Genomic DNA, 21,507 nt, shown 5'->3' with positions numbered 1-21,507 from the left:
GCTTATTTTTTTATTTCCGATTCCGCTCCTGAATTAATCACTTTCTTGACTGCCTCAGTTAATTCATTACTAATTTGAATTTCCAATCTTCGTTTATTTTCATCTCTTACATTTGTAGCGTTATCAATATAGTTGCCTATGTCCTTTAGGCGGTCATTGTTATTTTCACGCCAATGGTCCAGTGTATTACTCTCTGGAGAATCAACTAAACTAGAAGAATTTTCCCCTACAGCCCCCAGTACCAAATCGCGAATATTCTGCACCGTTTGTTTTGCAGCAGCTCCATCCGAAAACACAAAATGCCCATCATCTCCTTCTGGTCCTACACTGTAGCCTTCATCATCTACATTAATATACGAATTTTCAACAGCATTGTTGACTGCTCCGATTAAGGTATCCTGTGTTTGCTGTAAAGTGTCCGCTGATAATGGAGTTGGAGCATCAACCGCAAGCACCTGCGCCAAGTTTTCTACGTATGCCTCAAACAGTTCCGGACGCTGATGAATTTGATCTGGCGCGGTACCATCAAGGCCATGACCTAAATTATGTGTGTCATCCGCGCCCCCATACAGCTTGGCTGGATCATCCAGGCGGGTATGGGCATAAGAGTCTCCCAATAGATGAATCAACAAACCCTTTTCCTCAGATGTTTCAGCAACAATGATTCGTTGACTGATTTCCTCGCGCATTGCTACGGCATCTCCCCCGGTAAGACTATGCAAACGATTATAAATTGTGAGCATCTGCTCTTCGACATTACTCGAATTGTCTTCTACCCCAAATGATTCAGCAATATCCGCCGCTGCTGATCTTACCCTATTGGAAAAAGCATCTAAATTATTGACCTCATCCGGCAACTGAGAAAACCTTGCCAAGGTTGCCGCTACTTCACCATCCAGCCCAACCTGGAGCCCAACAAAGAAAGTTGTATAGTAATGACCAGCCTCATCATAAAATCTTAAATTACTGGCATCTTCATTCATAAAGTCCCGAGTGTTGTTGATTACAAGTTCGGAATTACGGTTTTGCTCAAGCCACTCTTGCTGAGCACTCTCGCTATGACCTCCTAATTCTATGCCAGCAAGTTCTAACTCTTGCTCAAAGGTTTCCTCGGCCTTTCTGCCTATATAATCCGCATTGGATTCTGACCTGTCGTCACTATTGTGTGCTGTTTCATGGGCAAGCCCCCCAATTACTTCACTGTCGTCAGATACAGATGTACCTCCTTCACCGTGATTAATGTAGATATCACCTTGTCCATCGGTCGCGCCTTTTGCATCAATTTCAGAAATAATAACATCCACATCCAACTCTTGTTCTGTACGAGTGATATCAGACAAAATATCGGTATAGGCTTGATACGCCTCTTCTTTCTCTTCAGCCGTAGCATTGTTATCAATAAGTTTAGCCAGTAGCTCAGGGTGGTATTTAATAAACTGCCAACCCGCCGCTTTAGTTGCGGCCGAATCTAAAGCGGCGCCAAAACCACCAGCTAGGCCATGTTCAGCAAAAGCATCAATAACCAGCCCGCCTAAATCTGCGGCTCGATCAAGGCTTTGAATGGCCTCTAAGGTATTACTCCCATAGTTACTTAAACCTGTTTTCCATTGGTCCAGAGTTTGGCTTGGGTTGCTTACCGCATCTATACTGCTGCTCGTAACATAAAGCGTTGTTTCGCTCTCTTCATCTTTAAGCAGTACCTGAGCCTGATCAATATCCCGATTCAGATTGGCCAACTCTTCTTCGCCACTCCCTTCACCACCGGTGACGGTAATATTGCCTTGCCCGACCGTAGCTCGTGTTATCTGCTCACGATCTCGTTCATTGTGATAACCATTGACACCCCAACTGGTACTGCCCTCTTGGGTGATTCCACCGCCACTGCGGGTGCCGTTACCCGTACCGGCACTCGACGTACCACTGCTGCCCTGATTACTGTAACCACCACTGATATTAAGATAGCTGCTGGTTTCCTGATCGCTGCCTTCAAAGTTACTAAAGCCAATACTGCTCGTCGTCAGATCCAAATTACCCTGATCAATGCCGTTCTCATCGATATTAGCGATCAAGCTGCCATCTAACTGAGTATGGCCTGCAACATCTACATCCACTGACTGACGACCGATAATGCTGGTTTGATTTTGCACCCAGTTTTTGTTGCCTTCTGTCTCACCATAACCAACCGAGCCACTTAAGCTAAAACCAAAACCAACCGTCGCACTGACACTGGCATCCATTCTTTGCCCATCGGCCGTTGCCGTATCCTGCTGAGAGGCGAGCGTGAAGTCACCGCCCACATCGATGTCCACATTGTCGCCCTCTAGGTTGGCACCAATGATTGACGTGTCATTTCCACTATTAACAATCAAATTACCGCCCGCATTGATACTGGCATTCTGATAACTGCTGCTTTCCCTGTCCAAGTCATTTTTGCTGAAGCCGGCTTCGACATAGTAACCAACTGAAGCGCCACCCTGCCCAACTGTGACAGCCAAACCCATTCCGCCGTTGACGCTATTGCTGTCTGTAGAGCTGCTACTATTATTTTGAGCGCTATTTATTGAAATATCATTAGCAGCAACAAGCTTGATATCATTCGCGGCCGATAGATTTGCGCCTTCGATCAATAGATCATTTTTTGCATCCAAGGATATATTCGTGGCACTGAAGTTAGATACAGCAGCCCGGCCACCATTTTGGTTTGATTCGGCTGTACTTTGATTGTAGGAGACTCCAATGCTGGCCTGATTACCTCCACCTCGAAGTAAAAATCCTGAACTTGTTGATTCGCTATCGACATCATTGTTGTACTGCTGGTCGGCAGCCAAAATATTGATATCATTGGCCGCCACTGCAATGGTATTGCCCGCATTAATATCGACGGCGGCCAAGTTGGCATCACCATCTGCCTTTAGCACAACATTACCTGCGGCCTTGATTTGGCTGTTTTGGGCATTTTCTTGTGAAGAAATCGAATGCTCTGTACTGCGACTGTTCCCTATATGGACACTCGCGCTTGGACCTTGAGTAAACGAAGTAATTGCATCGACAGCCGCAAGAACGGAACTCGCTTGACTTACAGCATTATCACCACCACCTATATTTTGAATAGCATCAAGGGTATTACCCAAGTTGTGCTGAATATTGACACCCAAACCGCTCCTGGAGCTCTCGTAAGTGCTTTCTTGAGTATTGGTGTTAATGCTAGGAGCAATGTTGATATCGTTCTTTGCTATATACAATGCATCCTTACCAGCGTTAACTATGCTACCAACTTGATTGATATCACGTCCGGACTGAATAACAACGTCATCTCCCGCCTGTAGAGCTGAAGGCGCATTCACAGAATTGGTGGTCGTTGTTTTATTCTTTTCACTTTCTTTTCCGATAAAGGCGCCAACACTGTTTCTGTCAGCAGAAAAGCTAATACCAGATGTTTTTTCATTTGCCCAGTCTGTAGACGTTAAGGATTGTGCTTTATCAACGATATTAACATCACGTCCTGCATTAATTCTTATTTTGCCCCCAACTTCAACGAGGCTACCAATAACATTCACATCCTGTGCAGCCACTAAAGTTCCATCTCCTCCCCCCGTTACGGTTGATCCCACAGCGGTATTTGAAAGAGTTTCTTGGCCTCTTTCTTGCGCAGCCGACACAGCAATTCCATTACCCGTTACAATCAGGCCGGTACGTTTTTTATAACTGACCTTTTTGTTGTAATCCGTGTTTGTACCTGCGTTCAGTGTCAATGTCCCTGATTCATTGAGAATGCCAGCTCTTAGCTCCACGTCGTTTTTGGCTGCGACATTACTGGCCCTGAGATTCAGATCATTCCCAGCCAAGACCTGCGTATCGAAGCCTGAGACTACCCTGCTTTCAACATGGCGCGCCTGGGTTTGAAGGTTAGAATTGCTTGACTTAGATATCCCAAGAAAGCCGGATTTTTTCTTTTGTTTATAGGAACCGAACTGCTCAATGGCTGACAGTATTTCTACGTTGTTCTGAGCCGCAACAATGGTTCTGCCACCCGCTCCAACATTGCTACCGACGATGGACACATTATTACTTTTGGTGATTCCAACTTTACCTTCATTATCTATAGCACTATTAATAAACACATTCCCTGTAGCAATCACATTACTGGATATGTTTTTTGAATCCAAGCTTTCTTCAGTGTAGGTCTTACTGCGGCCAAAGCTCTTCTTCTTTTTATGGAAACGATAGTGATAGTTTTCATCAGTTACAGAAGCAATGGTCATATTACCGCTCGCGGCCAGCGATATATTCGATTGAATATCACTGTTCCCTGCAACTATATTTGATCCTATTACATCCAAATTATTTCCAGCGATTACTGATATATCACCTAATGCTGACAACCTGGAACCTTCATGAGTCAGCGAAGAAAAGGTTTCTTCAAAGTTTTTCCGTTTTTCAGTCTCACTCTGGCTATTGGCGACGGCTTCAATACGAACATCGTTTGCGGCTTTGATTTGGGCGGCACCGCCTACATTTAAAGTCGCGCCACTCAGCAGGACGTTATTACCGGCATCCCACAGTAAGTTACCACCGACATTCAGGCTGGCGAGTCTGTGATTGACTTCTTCAACAGTAACACCACCGCGTGTATGATTACTTTCTATACGCTCCGCTTGAAGTTTGATATCACCATCGGTTTTGGCGATAAAGTTATTGCCAATATTGAGGTGTTGCCCTACGCCCAAGTCAATGTCATTTTTGACATCGAGATAAAAATCGCCACGGGTGTTGATACTGCTGTTATCACCCAATACCACACCTTGCGCCATAACGGTAAGGTTGTCGGTATCAATGCTGCCTGTGTTAATAAAGTTGCCGGCCAGTTGGGTGTAGTTGCCCTCAGCATCTCGCCCACCCACAATGGTGACACCGCCGGCGGCAATATTATTTAGGGAGTTTGCATCGGCTCGCGCCAAGATGCTATTAAAATACGCGCTACGGTTTTCCGCATCGTCTGCGCCGCTTGAACCAAACAAGTGAGGGTTGTTTTCCGCCACTTGGGCCTGAAACGCTTCTTTACTGACTCGGTTACCGTTTGCATCGGTATAAGTGCCGTCAAGATTCGGAGAGAACAAGCCTGCCATATTGCCCAGGGAGATTCCCCGGCGTTGATCGGCAACGGCGATGAATAAGTTACCGTCTTCATCCTCGGTAATTTGAAGATTATCCAAGCCCCGACCGGCAATGCTGCGGCCGGATAAATCCATCTTTCCGTCTTCATCGGGTTTGAATTCAATGCCCAAGGCGGCCAGGGTATTTCGAGCAACATCTGTACTTTCACTTTCCTCTTCAGAGGATGGAAGGTCTTGCAGGAAGTCCAGAGTTTCCTGAGCCACTTCACCTAACAGTTGTTGGTCATTCAACACGAAACGCGTATGGGCCTGGGTTTCTGTTTCGCCACTGTTAATAAAGGTTCCGTTGGCTAACAAGGTGCCACTATCAGGGTCAATCAGCTGCCCATAAGTCAACAAATGAGTGCTGTCGTTTTGATCTTTTGAATCGTTCTCAACAGGTGTTGGCGAAGAACCGTTAAAGTATGCTTGGGCGTAATCGTATATGCTGTCGTTAAAGAACCCTTGTGCCAATAAACGTCGGATATTCTGAGCGAATTCATCCGGGTCTACCTGAATGTTATTAAAGGCAGGGTTGGTATTCTCATTGGGCTGGCCATTGGAGCGCAGCTGTCGGCTGTGCAACTGAGCCAATCGGTTTTCAAGATCGCTGGTGTCCCAAAAGCTGCCCGCTGTGGCACCTTGGGGCGACCCAGCCGCCAGGGCCTCTGCAAAATCTTCATCGGAAACCTGCACTATAACTTCGGTGGCAGCGATACGCTGCTCAGCCGTTAGTGTCGCCGGGTCGGCCAATGGATTAGGCTGACTTGGCAGGGTGCTTTGGTCGTTATCGTCATCCGGAGCCGGTTGTGAGTTTACACTGATTCCGGCAAAGAGTTGATCGAGATCCAAGGCGGATGGCGCCGCAGGGCGAGTCGTTGTACTGGCTAAACTGCCGGATACCGGGCCATTCAACAATTGACTGGCCAGGGCATCATCAATATCACCACTTAAAGCGAGCTGGCGCAGCTGATCGATTCCGATCAAGTCACGGCGCGCTCTGATGTCGGCGTCGTCGATGGCTCCACCGTTACGGGTATTTACCGAACCTGCGGTGCCAGCACCGCTTTGATTATCATTATTTGCGGTGGCGGGCGTTGTGTCTTCTTCACCGTGGTTACCAAGGCCATCGGGCGTATCACCACTTGGACCGGTATTTACATTACCAGGGCCATTGATTTCAGGGGGGTTGCTGTTGTCTTGGGCGTCTTGGGAAAAACCAACAAAGGTAATTCCGCCGATACCGCTCACACTAACCAAGCCCTGATTCGCTCCTGATCGTCCGTCAAAGGTAACGGAGTCGGCCTGAATCACGCCCAGATTTACACTGAGGTCATTCGCTTGCAGAGTGACGTGATTTTCTGCATGAATAATGCCGTCGTTAACGGCGCGATCGCCACCGCCCAAAAAAATACTCCCCTTGCTGGCAATGGTGCCTGAAGACGCATTAAAGCCACCAAAGCCCCCTGTCCATGCAATGGAGCTTAGAGAACCAATATAACCTGAGTTGGATGCCGTGCTACTGGCGGCGCCATTGATGGACCCAGAGGCAACGAGTGTAGCCCCTGCATGGTTGCTGATGTTCTGTGCACCAAGGTGAATACCCGCGTTGCGGGAAATGATCTGGCCGGAGTTGCTGATGTTACCGTCTGCAAAAATGTGCACAGCACCATCCATACGCAATGTTTCGCCGCTGGCCAAACTAAACTCAGGCAGACGTAAGGTAAGAAGGGTATCGGCTTTGATGGTTTCCTGACTGAAATCGGGTTGCTGCGTTAAAGTTAAATCCAAAGTACTGCCGTGCAGCATACTGCCGCTGGCCAAATTTAGATCCCCGCCAACATCCATATTAAAAGTGCCGGTGCTTTTTACATGACCGCTATTGTTGAAATCGCCTGAAAGTTTGATGTTGGCATTGCGAACTTCAATATTGTTTTTATCGTTAATGGCATCAATATGGATGGATTTGATTCCGGAGGATAAATCCAGATTGCCCGCCGCATAGAGGCGCGCCTGATTGCCACTCAACATGAGCTCGGCATCGGCGCTGTTGTTTACGCTTAAGTTATTGCCGGCTTGCAAGCTGGAATCAATCAGGCTGATGTTGTTTGCCCCATTTAATTCCAGGTTCTGACGACTGGCGGTATAAACCCGATCATTCAGTTGCGTACCCGTGGGGCTGACAAACACATCACCGCCGCTGTTCAAGGTGGTTAGGGCGCTGCGATCGGAATTAAAATCACCGGCAAGATTGATCGTCAAGTTGCTTCCAGAAGCAATACGACCTTGTTGTTCAATGCCGCCCGCCACCGTTATTGTGGCCGCTTGAACCGAGGAAATATCGCCCTCAACCTTCAAGTCACTGCCCACATTCAGGTTCAACTCACCCGCAGAATACAATAAGGATTCTTGCACCACCTCCACACTGTTATCGGGATTATCGCCCTGTTGAGACAGCAGCATGGTCAAGGCACTTTGCTCTGCTTCGCTGATGCCGGGCAGTTCCGCCTGAATGGCACTGCTTGCGGCTGCAATTAATGCGTCTTGTTCCGCCTGGTCGCTTGTTGCGGCTAAATCCTGTTCCAGTTGATTGGCAATGTCAGAAACCGCATCGGCTTTGCCGCTATCACTGGCCGTTACCAGATCGACCGTTTCACTTTCGCTCAAATTCTGCGTGGTTTGGAACGCGGCCAGAATCAATTCCTGGGTATCAACACTCAATGCTCCAGAGGTGGCATACAATACCCCTCCGCTGTTATCTACCGTATTGCTTGCATTCAAGGTTAAATTGGCACCGGCCAGGTAGCCGCCGCGATTGATCAACTCCGGTGCGGTAATGGTCAAATCGTTCGCACTGCTGATCACACCAAGGTTACGCAACAGGCTACGAGCTTGCACGGTGCTGTTGCCGCCGTAAATAAAACCCGAGTTATTAATGGTATCGGCGTTGAAGGAATCGTTGCCGTTAGATTGAATCAAACCGGTATTCACAATGCTGCCAGCATTGACCGTTACGCCCGCAAACAGGATATCGGCATTGTTATTAAAATCGCCTTGCCCGGTATTAAATATTGCCGAACCGCTGCCAGCGATCGTACCGAAGTTGCTGATGCTTCGGCCGGAAGCGGTCAGTGACGCGGCTTGACTTAAACTGCCTACTGCAAAATACAACTCGTTTTGCGCTGTTAACGAGACGGAACCGGAAGACTGCAAATTGCCATATTGATCGATATCACGGCCAAACAGAGAAACGCTGCCCCCGGCCAATAAGCCACGATTACTCAGGCTGTCGGCGCTGATGCTCAGAGCACCACTGGCAACAATATTGCTCGTATTGGAAAAGGAGTTATTGACTGTTAAGCCAATGCTTCCGGAATTAGCGTAAACATCACCGCCACTGTTTTCGAATACGTCGGTGATAATGCTGATATCAGCGGTGCTGTCGATACGGCCGCCATTATTTTGCAGTAGCTTCAAATCCCAACTGATACCATCAGCACTGATCACGCCGCCATCATTGATCACTTCCTCAAGACCAACGCCACCCAGTAAGTTACCGCCAATAATGCCGGTGTTGACCAAACGACGAACTTCCAGATGAACGTCTCCGCCATTTATCGCGGCGTTACCCAGGTTTTCATAGGTATCGGTTCGAATGGTAAGGGCACCCACACCATCGATTAAGCTGCTGTCATTGCTGATGGTATTGGCCGCCAGAAGCAGATGGCCTGCTCTCGACACCATTTGCGCACCCTGTTCCAGTGAAATACGCGAATCGCTTAAAGCACTGAGGTCCAGAGTAATATCCCCTTGGGCATCCAAAAGCCCCGCAACGCTGTGATAGCGTTCCAGGTTTTCAACCGTTAAGCTTTCGGCCAGAATAAAACCACTGTTATTCACCTCGCTACCAATGCCTGTGGCAAGCCATTCAGTGGCGCCTGATTGAATATGCCCGGCATTCGCCAAGGTGTTCAAAGCGTTAATCGTTAGCTGGCTATCACTCAGCAACACACCTTGTTGCCCGACCTCAATAGTTGGGACCGTCAGTTCTATTTCACCGGCTTGAATAAAACCGATATCAGAATTAACACCGTCCACTGTTAGGGATGAGGCCAGCAGAGTAGCGTTCTGTTTAGCGATAAACGCACCCGTATTGATGATATTTTCGCTTAGGGTTGCTGTAATATTGGCACCACCATTAATGCTGCCAGAGTTCAACAAGCTTGTGGCGGTAATATTAATGTCGGCCAAGCCTAGGAGATAGGCTTGATTATCGATGTCGCTCGCGGTCAGCTCTAAAACATCTGCCGCTTGAATAACACCACCGTTACTGCTCTGTTGGTTCAGTAACGTTTCTTGCAAATCGATATTCATTCGACCGCTTGATGACAGCGTACCGTCAATATTCTCTAACGATCGCGCGTGTAAGTTGAACCGTTCAGCCGCAACGACACCACTGTTCAGAACGTCCCCTTGCGTACTGATCTCAATCGAACCACCACCCAAGCCTGCAGCATTCCAACCACTTTCTGCGGCAATGCTGCCGCTGTTGTTGACGCTGGGTTCATTTGATGGCGGAGCGTTCAGTGTTAAACCGATATCACCCGCGCGAATCGCACCTGTGTTAATAAGCCGTAAAGCAGAAATCTGCAGCTGATCACCCGCATAAAGTTCGCCGGCATTGCTCAGAATCCCGGTCAATTCCAAAGTAGCATTTTCAGAGGCGTGAATTTTACCGTTGGCATCATTATCAAGACTCGTGGCGTTCAGCTCCAAAGACGTGGATGCCAGAATATTGCCACTGTTGGATATCTCGGCATTAACCATTAGTTCAATGGTTTCCGCAGACATCTCGCCGCCGTTGTTCAATGCATCGGATGAAAAATCTAAACCGGAAGCGGCAATTATCTGACCACTGTTTTGAGCCATGGAATCAACCGCAGCGTCGATACTGTTCACAGCCGATATCAAACCGGTGCTTTGGTTGGTCAAGCTACCGGCCTTTAACAACAGATCGGTACTCACAATGGAACCGCTGTTATCAAGCGTATCGACAACGTCAATGTTTACATCAATAGAACTGATCTGCCACTGGTTCTCGATGCGGTCAGCACTCACACTCAAGGCCTTTTCGGCGAACACCGTTCCCGAGTCGTTCCCATCGCTGAGGTTTTGCAATAAGCCACCGGCTTGAATATCAATATCACCGGCGCTGTAAATCAAGCCCGAACTTTGGTTGGTAATGTTATTTGCGCCAAGCGTTAAACTGCCGCTTTGTGTATCCACATCGCCAGCTGCAATTCGCCCAGCATTGTCGATATCACCGGACAATGCCAAACCATTGATATTTTCCAACGCGATCAGAACGGCGTCGGCGTTATTACGAATATCACCGCCGGCCAAGTCTATTGATCGGTCACTTACAATGACGCCGCTATTGATTAAACCGGCACCGCTTCCGGTACCTGTTACATCAAGACTCAAATTTGATGCGCTTCTGATGACCGCATCTTGCGTATTGATCAAGGTGTGCGCCTGTATGCTGTTCGCGGCATTTTCAGTCGCAGCGATGATGGAACCGCTGTTATCCAAAACGCCCTCAATGGCGATATCTGCGGTGCCCGCATTAATCAAGGTTGTATTGTTGAGTTCACCGGCCTTCAAGGTTAAGGCGGTTTCCGCGAAAATCAGGCCCTCATTCAGCAGTTCACCTGAAATGTCCAGATTCGCTGTTTGGGACATTAAGCGGGCATCACTCGCATTATGAACGCTATTGGCCTGAAGCAAGGTGATATCGTCGGCCTGGATCAGGCTTTCGTTATTGATGTGACCAACATTGGTTTGCAGTGTTGAGGAAAGAATGCGACCACGATTATTGATGTCGGCCAAACCTGATTGGCTTATCACGCGGCGAATATCGGGAGACGATTGCAGCTGGTCCTCGGTAATACGGGAAAGCAGTAAGTCTGCCGCAAATATTTCACCCTGATTGTCCAACAAATTGGCAATATGGATTGCGCCGGAGCTTTCCGCCAATAAGCTCCCTGCATTATTGATGGTGCCGCCATTCACGCTAAGGCTGTCTACAAGCAGCACACCATTGCCTGTCAGCTCTTCATTACCAACGGTTAACGGCAAGAGAATGCCACCTATGGTGGCGTTGTTGTTCAGAGTGCCTGCATTGACGGTCAGGGAATTTATGGCTGAAATCCAGCTGTCATTTGTCAATGTGCCGGCAGAAACCGTCGCACTGTCTTTGGCAAACAAGGTAGCGTTGCTTTCATTGATCAGCTCACCGGCGTAAAGATTCAATGTATCGCCATGAATGTCGCCTGCGTTCGTCAATAAACCTGAAACGTTCAGAGCATTGCTGCTACTGTAAATCAGACTGTCATTCGTCAGGCTAGCTGCGTTCAGATCGATACTGTTGATCGCATAGACCAATCCCTGATTATTAAATTCGCCAAAAAAGGTACCGCCAAGACTGTCGGTTGCGTAGAGCAAACTGTCTGAATCGCTTAGGTAACTGCCGCCACTTAAACGGTAATTCGCACCACGAAACTGACCGCCGCTGTTGTCGATTTCACCAGAAATGGAAATGCTACCCGAACTCAGGCTGATTTGCCCTTGTTGGTTATTCAAGCTGCCGCCGGATAAAATCAGTTGCTGCTTGGCCTCTATGACACCGACCACATTACTGATATCGCCGTTGATATTGCCGGTAAAGTTACCGGCAACAATCAAGCCACCATCATTAATCAAGCCTGGGCTGTTCAGGGTAAATTGATCCAGAACCTGAATGTTACCAGCGCTGTTATTCAACGCCGTTTGCAAGGTAACATCCAGAACGTTACTGGACAGGGAACCACTGTTTGACAGCGTATCTACATCAAGAATCAAAGTTGGTGCATTAATGCTTCCCTGATTGTCAAAACTCGCGGAGTCGATGCTAATCTGTCCACCAGCGGTAAGAACACCACTATTACTGAAGGACGCTGAACTCAAAAGAAGGTTTTCGAATCCAGTAAAGGCTCCGGTATTGTCAAAGGCACCATTGATATCGATGTTCAATTCGGACGTTTGAACATTGACAGAGCCCCCTAAGCGAATATTGGCCGCTCGCCATTGCGTACCGGCCGCTTGGGCCTGCAAATTATTGATTTGAATATCGTTGCCGTTGGCATCCAAATTCCAGTCACCAGCGGTGATCAAATCTAGATTGTTGATAGCGATGCCACCCGACGCACTGAAGGCCGTAATGGCCTCGCTCGCTTGAATAGTGCCACCGAGTTGCAACAGCGCTTCGGAATTCAGACTCAATAGTCCTGAACTTATAATCGTGCCTGTGCTGACCAGACCGTCACGGGCATGGAGCGCAAGATCTCCTTCATTGGACAAGGTGCCTGCATTGCTAAAAAATCCATCAACATCAATCGACGGAGCGGAAATGCGGCCAGTGGCCAGATTTTCAAAAACAGGAGAACGAATCGTATCGAACTGCTCTGTCGTAATGCTGCCTGCGTTGCTGAAGCGGTCGCTGAATTCCAGGGCAAGTTGGTCGGTTTGGATGATGCCCGCTTGCTCGTTTAAACCAATGTTGCCGCTCGCTGAGAATGATCGTCCCAAAATCTGAGCGCCACTGTTAAATAAATCGTTGTTATTAAATTGAAGACTGGCGCCATCGGCGATTACATAACTGCCTTCCGCGAAATCGATATTGCCGCCGTCAATCGAAAGTGATTCATCTATCCGAAGGGTAGCACCGGCCAACGTTTCCGTTGCCGCCGATTGTATATTGAAACTTGGGGCTGAAAAGATACCCTCAGCAAAGGTGACCGTCCCCTCGCTTTGCAAATTTACGCCACGGCCGACAAGAAACTCTTCACCGAGCGTAATACCGCCAGCTGCGGAAATAGTCGCAGCACCTCGAACTTGAGTATCACCATAAATAGCGGCAGCATCGAGAACGTTGACATTGAGCGACTCTGCAGTTTGGATAGCGCCGCCATCAGCAACAAAAAGACTTTTGGAATGAATATTGATGTCCTGCCCGGCGGAAAAATCTTTCTCCTGGCGAACGGCAGCCTTGCTGTCTATCGTAATACCGCCAGCCGCCGCCGTGCCTCGCAGGGAGACATTGCCGTCGGCATCAATGTTCAGATTGCCTCGCTCGGCATTGGCATACCCCATTAAGCGAACGCCCGCATTCTCGCCTTCAACAATGATATTGATACTGCCGGCTCGCATGGCGCCCAATTGACTGGCATCAATGGCATAAAGCGGTTCTGAATTACCGCCTCGACCTTGCTTTACTGCGCGTTGACTGTAGTCATACAACATATCGCCCGCGACTAAATTCAGTTCACCGGTGACTACGGTTGTGCCATTGAGATCAATCTTTCCGGAAATCAAGCTCAGTGCCGATACGTCGCCACTAAGACCCAGCTCACCGACTGAGACAGAGGCATTACCGCTGATATCCAGATCCAACTGGCCGCCGGTTAACAGAGGACGCCCCGTCGTGAGCGCCACACTGTCGGTGTTAATGAAGCCACAACCATTACAGGCAATGCCATAGGGGTTTGCAATAATGACCGATGCTTTATCTCCAAACACCTCAATCTGGCCCAACAGTGCTGAACCCACATTACCCGTGACTTCATTGACGATGAGGTTGGCTGAGCGGCTGCTCAAATTAGGGTTAGCCGCCAGGAAACCTGCCAGATTGCTTTCGCCATCGACAAGGCTGTTGTTCAGAACCAGGCCTTTCTCGTTAACATCAAACCGTTCATATTGATTGAGTGAAACCCCTGCCTCACTGGGGGCGGTAATGTCCACTACCGAGGTTCCATTGGATGACTGGTGAACTGTTGGCCGAAATTCAATAGGCGCTTTGGGATCAACAATGGGATCTGCCATCGCTGTCGCCGTAAAGAATGTCTGGCTCAACAAGCTCCAGCAACAACAATACGCAATCAGCTTTGCTGACCAATTCCTGCTTGGCGAACGTACGTTACTCGTTGTCATAATCATCCCTTACTGAACACGATCAAACTTCATTGACTAATGCGATGGCTAAACTTATAAAAGGCGCTGATTACACGCCCTTGTTCAAGGTTTTCAAACGATCTTTGCTGCTTTGTTCCACCCAGCTGCGTGCCAACTTTTGATATTTGTTGACATCTTCGGTGCTTAGCTTGCTCAGAATATTGTCGCGACGAGCGGCGGCTTGCTGAAGCCCGGCTGCGGCCGCCAGGTTGAACAGCATGTAAGCGGTACCCTGCTTGGCTGGACGAAATTTACCTTCTTCAAAAGCGTTGGCCATTTCATACAGAGCTAAAGGATTGTTTTGAGCGGCCGCTTCAGAAAACCAACGCAGGGCTTGTTTTTGGTCTTCCTTGATACCACTACCATCGCGGTAGGCCAAAGCCAGTTTGTTTTGAGCACCAATGTGTTGCTGTTCAGCGGCTTTGGTGAACCACGTCACCGCTTCTTTCATGTTCGGCTTTAATCCCCAGCCTTTTTCAAACATGGTGGCGTAGTTAAACTGGGCATCGGCATTGCCGGTTGCTGCAGCCTTTTTTAGAATCTCCAGCGCCTGACTGTAATCCTGCAACACACCGGCTTCGCCGCGAATGTAAACTAATGCCAAACGGTTTTGCCCCAAGGCACTGTTTTTATCGGCAGCCAATTGGTATAAGCCGGCTGCGCGTTTAATATCCGCCTTGGTTCCCAAACCCAGCTCAAACATGCGTCCAAGATAAAAGGCCGCATCACCGTCGCCCGCTTCAAAGCTGGATGATAATGCCTTGGCCGCTTCTTCAAACTTTTGTGATTCCAGTTGCTTGAGAGCGTCATCTGTGGCTTTGGATTTGGCCAACAGACTCATCGGGGAGAGCAATAAAAAAGCCGACAACGCCACGGCGCCGGTGGTTTTATAGATCGTTGATTTAGCTAACATAAAACACCTCATTTGTGCTTTTAAAAATTCAGATTTACAGAAAAGGACAGCTGATAATCGTCCTTGATGTGTTGCTGACTGGCATGAAGTGGCGTCGCGAGTGTGAGCGCGATACGGCTATCGCCGTAATACGCATTTACACTGAAGCCCATTCCAGACAGACTTTCTTCAAATCGGCCGTAAATGTTCTCGGCTCTGGATTTGACATACCCCAGGTCAATAAAACTGCTTAACGAAACATCAATAAAAGGAACCCATTCACTGAGCGCCTTGCCGGCTTTTGGCCAGGAAACATCATTGCGAAGGTAGAAGCCCCGATCACCACTGAACGGTTGACCAATGAAACCGCGAACTGTCCCCAAACCGCCCAGATGAACTTGCTCCGACCCATAAAGCGAATCAAAGGCATATTGCGCGGCCAAAAGAGATTGCAAATAGGCGAGCTCACCCAACGGACGACTGAAGTGAACATTGGCTTCCAATTTGGAAAACTGTGCATGGGGAGCAGCATCCACCAAATCAGCCGGATCAGTTGTCGCATCCAAGGTATCAAGCCCCCGACTGTAGTTCAGGCTGCTTAACCAACGGGATTTTTCAGCAATATAACGATGCTCTACACCCAGACTGGCAACAGTGAGTTTCTGGGGCACTAGTTCCGTGTCGTTGATATAACGGATCGATTCACGAAGCGACAAGCCCGATTTCAGAGTGATTTTATGTTTGGTATTTCGGAACAGCATATAATCGAGATTCATATACGTGGAATCCGATTGGCCAAACAGCTCACTGTATTCTGAGAGAATGCTCAAATACTCGGAATAACTGCGGGTAAAGGAAAAATTAAATCGACGAAACGGGAGACTCAATTGAAAAATAAGTGCATTGGTGTCGCGGCTGCCGATGTAATTCAGGTTCATTGTCTCGTTGAGAGACAAGAGATTATCCATACCCAAGCCAAACTTCAGTCGTTGCTTTCCGGTATTTTCCTGGCCATCGTTGTCGGTGCTGATGTTTGCACGAAACCGATTTTTTTCAGTGGTGGTGATTTCCACCAGTGATGTGCCCACTTCTTCTCCTGGCCACAACTTGATTTGAGACTTTACAGAAGGAGGGGCATCCAACTGATCGACCGCCTGTTCCAGATGACGCATGTTTAAAACAGAACCCACTTCGGTTCCCGGCAAGGCTGCCCATAAACGTGTGCGATCACTCAGTGAACTTTCATTAAGCTGGACCTTTTCGACGCGACCTTCCAGTACCTTGATAAGCAGCTTTCCGCGACTTAGATTTTGCTCAGGCAAATAGGCTCTTGTTGTTATGAAGCCGCGATCCATATATAAGGCATTAATGGCTTGCAGCAGTTTGGCAATTCGCTTTTGACCAATGCATTGGCCAATGACTTCTTGAGTTAGATCATTTACCAGCTGTTTATCGATGGCTTCAACGCCATCTACCTCAACTGAATCGATGGTGAAACAGATTTTGTCAGAGAAGTTATTTTCTTCTTCCTGCTCAGGTTCGGCCAACAATGGTTGCTGACGTTGCAGTTCCTCTCGTTCACGCTGCAATTGTTGTTCTTTAAGAAAACGATCCGCCTCGGATTCGATCTGCACATCCAATTGAGCCAGAGCGGGCGCTGTAAATGGTGCTAGCGTCATCAACAGTGCTGATAGTAAACTTTTACCGTTGATCATAGCCCTTTCCCGAATATGCCAATGGACTCTCCAGTCACTGGGCTTTGCGTAAGACGCTCGCGGACTATGGTGATGTTTTCGGGCATCTCTTCATCATCCCCGCCTTGTAGCAATCCACCCACAAGGCTTACGTCCGCATCGCTATTAATCACCAGTCGCCCCATATTGGCGATCAGGGCGCCACCTTGATCCTGTCGAAAAACGCGACCTGTACGATGACTGAAAAAACCCGCCAAGCCCTTCGGGCGTTGGAAAACATTCGGAATGGTAATGGCCTCGTTACGCAAGGACGGTGTGGTAATTTGTGTATTCGCAACACTGAATACCGTGCCGCCGAGATTGTAGAACGATTCCCGGGCATTGAGATGGCTATCGTTGGCAGCCTTGATGCCCCCACCATAAAGTTGAACGCTGGAGCTACCGTGCTGATCACATGAAATCACACAACGACTGTTAAACCGCAGCTCACCCAGGGCAATTGCCTCATTGTGAATGGTGTTTGCAACTAAATTAATATCGCCACCATTGGAGATAAAATCGCCGCCTATATTGTCGATATGCCCGGCGTTTATCGACAAATTGCCATCAGCTACCAAGGTCGGCAGCTCACCTTCAATTAGCATCTTGCCAAAATCTGCCCAGGTTTCCCGGCGCTTTTCCCGCTTCAGAAATAAGGTATACCAGCGGCGTGAGCCTTGGGATTCCGTATGTTGTATTTCACCTCGTCCATCAAACTCGGTATACGAAAGGAGATTTTGAAACTTCCCTGAAGTTTGTATATTGATGGCGCCATTACTAATCATGCGGCCATTACGATTCACAATATCGCCGGGAGACTGCAATTTAATGGCACCGTTTGCCGCAAATAGAATGCTGAGGTGATCGCCATCCAGAGACGTAAATTCCATTCCCTCACCGGCTTGGATATCAATGGAAGGCAAGGTTGCCGGGTCGACGTAGGGACCAAAATCAAGTGCGGGCAGTGTTCGCTCATCAATCGACGCACTGATTAGAACTCCCTCCGAGCTAAACTTGCCCGGCGTTTCGATACTGATGCCATTCCCAGCGGAAACCTCCGCCTGCTCACTGTCGAGATTACTTTCAAAATGGATGTCGTCACTGGATTTTAGGGCAATACGCCCCGCGCTACGGATAGAGGCTGTTGAACGGATGGCCCCATCGGCACTGAGTAGAAAATTTCCGCTGCGAGCAATCAAATTACCCGCCAGCTTCACGCCCGCGCCTTTGGCATTCACACCAATCAAAATGCTTCCAGAGTCGATCGATCCCTGATCGCTCATTCGGATAAGAATGCCCTCATGGCTTTCTTTTTTCTGTTGAACCAAAGCAACACTACGGGTGGGGTTCGATGGCGACAAAGAGCTGTCCAATTCCGTCAGGCTCTCGCCAGCAAATAGGCGGACCTGATTTCTGCGGCCGACACCAATATTGTGGATGACACCATTAATTTCAATCGATTGAGCAATCAAATCCAGACTGCTCATTGCGCCTGAAAGGCCGCCCTCGCCGATAACAATGGTGCCAGCATTGGTGTCCAGTAGAGTGTTAAGCTGACTTAAACCCGGGCCCAGCTGACGCTCGACGGACGACACAACTCCGGTTGTCAAAATCGTATCCGCCGTGTTAATAAAGCTCACACCATCCACAGAAATACCATTAGTGTTGGCAATCACCAAATGGGCCCGAGTTCCCAGAACTTCAATTTGCCCGGCAATCGTGGATAACTTTCCGCCCGTTACTTCATTCACAATGGTACGAGCCGCGACATCGCGATTGTTCAACGCCACGCCGTCCCGGCTCACATCAAACCGGGTGTAACGGTTATAACTGGTCCTGTCATCATTGGCCGGAGCAATCTGAATTTCGGTGATGCCATTGTGTTGGCGAACACTGGTTTCAGTACTACCATCAGGAACAACAGTATTTGCGGAGAGAGTCGTGGCAGAGAAGCACGAGCAGAAAAAAAATTTTGAAGCAACCCTAAAAATAGGCTTTAAATGCAAATATTTAGCGGACATAAACTAGCTACTTCCCTGTGCCTAAAGCGGGCTTCCTGCTCATTTAAGCCCTAGATATATTTCATTAATCAAGAATCAAGGCCATGTAACGGGTGCATGGCCCTTGCGTATTTAAAAAGTCTAGCGCTTCAAAAGACCAAGTCACTCAGCCTTTTTAATGAAAATAACCAGCGGTTTACTTCGGAAGTAGGAACTAGGAAAGGAAAATGAATCTATGCTTAAGAGACTATTGTCTGACGGGACAACAACCAAAGAAAGGTAATCCGTATTGCAAAAAAATAAAGGGGCTAATTCAGTTTTGGCAAACTCAAATACTCCGCCGCTTTTTTCATTGCCTCTTTTTCATGAGCGAGGTTTGGTACAAAACCCAGATACGGTGCATCAACTCGTCGCTTTAAGGTAGCAAGGTTTTCTTCCATACAGCTCATGTTCGGGTCAACATGATTGGCTACCCAGCCGGCAATCTGCAGACCATCACAAGCAATAGATTCCAAACTCAACAAGGCATGGTTAATGCAACCCAAACGCAAGCCCACCACCAGAACAACGGGGAGGTTCATTTCTTTGGCCAGATCGGAGAAGTTCTCCCGCTCATTGAGTGGCACTCGCCAACCTCCAGCACCTTCAATCAGAGAGAAATCATGAGGAGTAAACAAAGCACCCCGGCAAAAACCAGCAAGACGTGATGCAGAAAGCCTCAAACCCGCCTGCTCTGCTGCAATATGCGGAGCGATTGCCGGCTCAAAAGCGAAGGGATTCAGTTGTTCATAATCCATGGATTCCGACATTGCAGCCTGTAAGATCAACGCATCGCTGTTTCGAAGCCCTTCTTCCTGTTGTTCACTGCCCGAAGCAACAGGTTTTAAAGCCAGACTTCTTAAGCCTTCCGAATTTGCTTTATGCAGCAATGCTGCAGAAATAAATGTTTTACCGGCATCCGTGTCGGTTCCAGTGACAAAAAACGTTTTATTGGCCATGGCTTATCTCGTCAACTCTCGGGTTTTTCCAGCTGTAGATAATACACTTCGTAGCTCAATGGCAGCTGCCCGCCCTGCGATTTCGCCTGACGAAATCCTTCGTAAGCCTTTAACAATGCTTCCAGACGGCGTCTGCTGGATAAGCCGCCCTCCTGGCCCGCATTCATATTCTGTGCACCCAGGTTTTTTAAATCGAACCGCAATTGCTTGAATGTATCAAAGCGCACTACGATTTCATCCTTCTCGATATCAGAACACAAACCCGCGTTATCAATCGAACGTTTAAGATCAGACCAAGGAGTAAAGCGGTTCACATGCACTTTATCGTCCACTTGAGCCCAGGCATCACGTAACTGCCATAAACTTTCCGGCCCCAGAGTCGCAATAAACGCTTTGGCGCCAGGTTTCAAAACCCGGTAGATTTCACTGAACAACTGGTCTTCCTGCTGACACCATTGAATCGCCAAACTTGAAAACAGGCAATCAACACTGTTGTCAGCAAGGGGAAGTGCTTCAGCATCTGCGGCCAGCCAATGGCTTAGCTGCCCTGTCGAATATTCTTGCTCGCGTGAAAAGCGCAACATGCCTTCGGCCAGATCCAGATTGAATAGCTGCTTCGGCTGTTCGGGTTCAGGTCGTTGGGCTAACAAATGACTGAAGTACCCAGTCCCTGAACCCAAATCCAGAACCACATTGTCTGGTAAGCTTTCATGAGGGAGTTGTTGAAACAAATGCTCACAAACCTGACGCTGAAGACCAGCCACACTGTCATAGCTTACTGCCGCACGAGAAAAACTTCGGGCAATACGGCTTTTATCTAAACGGTAACGAGCCCTGTCCTCGCGCTGACTGGCTTCCAGAAGGCGTGCAATATTGTTGTCTTGATTCAAATGACTCGGCAAACCATGGGCACCGGGAACAACACTCACCTTAATATGACTCAAAGACCAACTTTCGATAATTTTAGCAACTGATACTGGGACTAATGCATCCTGCTCGGCAAAAATAAAATGAACTGGTTTATTGTGGCTCTCGAACAAGGTTTTTCGATTATCCACTTCACCCAGCAGTTCCAGCGCTTTTTGCCAGACGGCCATATTTTCAGGGCTAGAAAAATAGTCGGCATTCAAACCATTGGCGTTTAACAGGCCAAGACTTTGAGCCAGACTTTTTTTCTGCTCCGCATCGCCCTGACTTTGCAAGCCCATGAATCGACGCAAGCAAGTGTTCGGGTCGCGCTCGAAGAACGCTTTAAATTCTTCAAAAACATCTTCGGCCATGGCATGAGGCCAATCTGAACTCGCGACAAACCTGGGACCCGCTGCAAGGCAAGTTACAGACAGCACCTTCTTACTGCTCAAAAAAGCTTGCGCCAGCAAGCCACCCAATGAATAGCCCACCAAATGACAGGATTCAGGCAAGACCTCTTCAAGGGCATTCAGCAAATCTGCCAAACGATAAGGCGTCGCAGGCGACTGGTCGAAGCCTGGCAAGCTGATGCAATGAACATTAACGTGCCGTAATTGTGGCAAAGCCCTGTGCCATACATCCCGGCCCAAACCCCAACCGTGAATCAGCACATAATGATCCGCGTCATCACTTAAAGCGGGATAGGCCACACATTCAATAGAAATGCGTTGGGAAGTGGTCATTGAAGGCACATTGGCCGCTACGCTATTCATA

Annotated in this window: 6 protein-coding genes; all 6 read right to left on the bottom strand. The window is 48.3% G+C overall.

What is annotated here, in order from left to right; genetic code table 11:
• Positions 1 to 2 precede the first annotated feature (2 nt).
• Positions 3 to 14,180 (bottom strand): hemagglutinin repeat-containing protein, encoded by a 14,178-nt coding sequence (locus tag G8768_RS06830; protein WP_166849459.1) that lies wholly within the window; start codon positions 14,178 to 14,180, stop codon positions 3 to 5.
• A gap of 70 nt (positions 14,181 to 14,250) precedes the next feature.
• Entirely contained in the window at positions 14,251 to 15,114 is an 864-nt protein-coding gene (locus G8768_RS06825) for a tetratricopeptide repeat protein (protein ID WP_166849464.1), read from the bottom strand.
• Between the two features lie 20 nt (positions 15,115 to 15,134).
• On the bottom strand, positions 15,135 to 16,808 hold the full coding sequence (locus tag G8768_RS06820) for a ShlB/FhaC/HecB family hemolysin secretion/activation protein (protein ID WP_166849469.1): 1,674 nt from the start codon (positions 16,806 to 16,808) through the stop codon (positions 15,135 to 15,137).
• On the bottom strand, positions 16,805 to 18,847 hold the full coding sequence (locus G8768_RS06815; RefSeq protein ID WP_166849473.1) for a filamentous hemagglutinin N-terminal domain-containing protein: 2,043 nt from the start codon (positions 18,845 to 18,847) through the stop codon (positions 16,805 to 16,807). The genes G8768_RS06820 and G8768_RS06815 overlap by 4 nt, the downstream gene beginning before the upstream one ends.
• Positions 18,848 to 19,134: 287 nt before the next feature.
• Positions 19,135 to 19,824: a dethiobiotin synthase gene (bioD, locus tag G8768_RS06810; protein ID WP_166849479.1), complete on the bottom strand. Its 690-nt coding sequence runs from the start codon at positions 19,822 to 19,824 to the stop codon at positions 19,135 to 19,137.
• Positions 19,825 to 19,835: 11 nt separating this feature from the next.
• A complete protein-coding gene (gene bioC / locus G8768_RS06805; protein ID WP_166849486.1) occupies positions 19,836 to 21,506 on the bottom strand; it encodes a malonyl-ACP O-methyltransferase BioC in 1,671 nt (556 codons plus the stop codon).
• Between the last annotated feature and the right edge of the window lies 1 nt (position 21,507).

The sequence above is a fragment of the Pseudoteredinibacter isoporae genome (assembly GCF_011602085.1).
GTDB classification, from domain to species: Bacteria; Pseudomonadota; Gammaproteobacteria; order Pseudomonadales; family Cellvibrionaceae; genus Pseudoteredinibacter; species Pseudoteredinibacter isoporae.
This window is presented reverse-complemented; position numbering and strand designations above follow the sequence as displayed.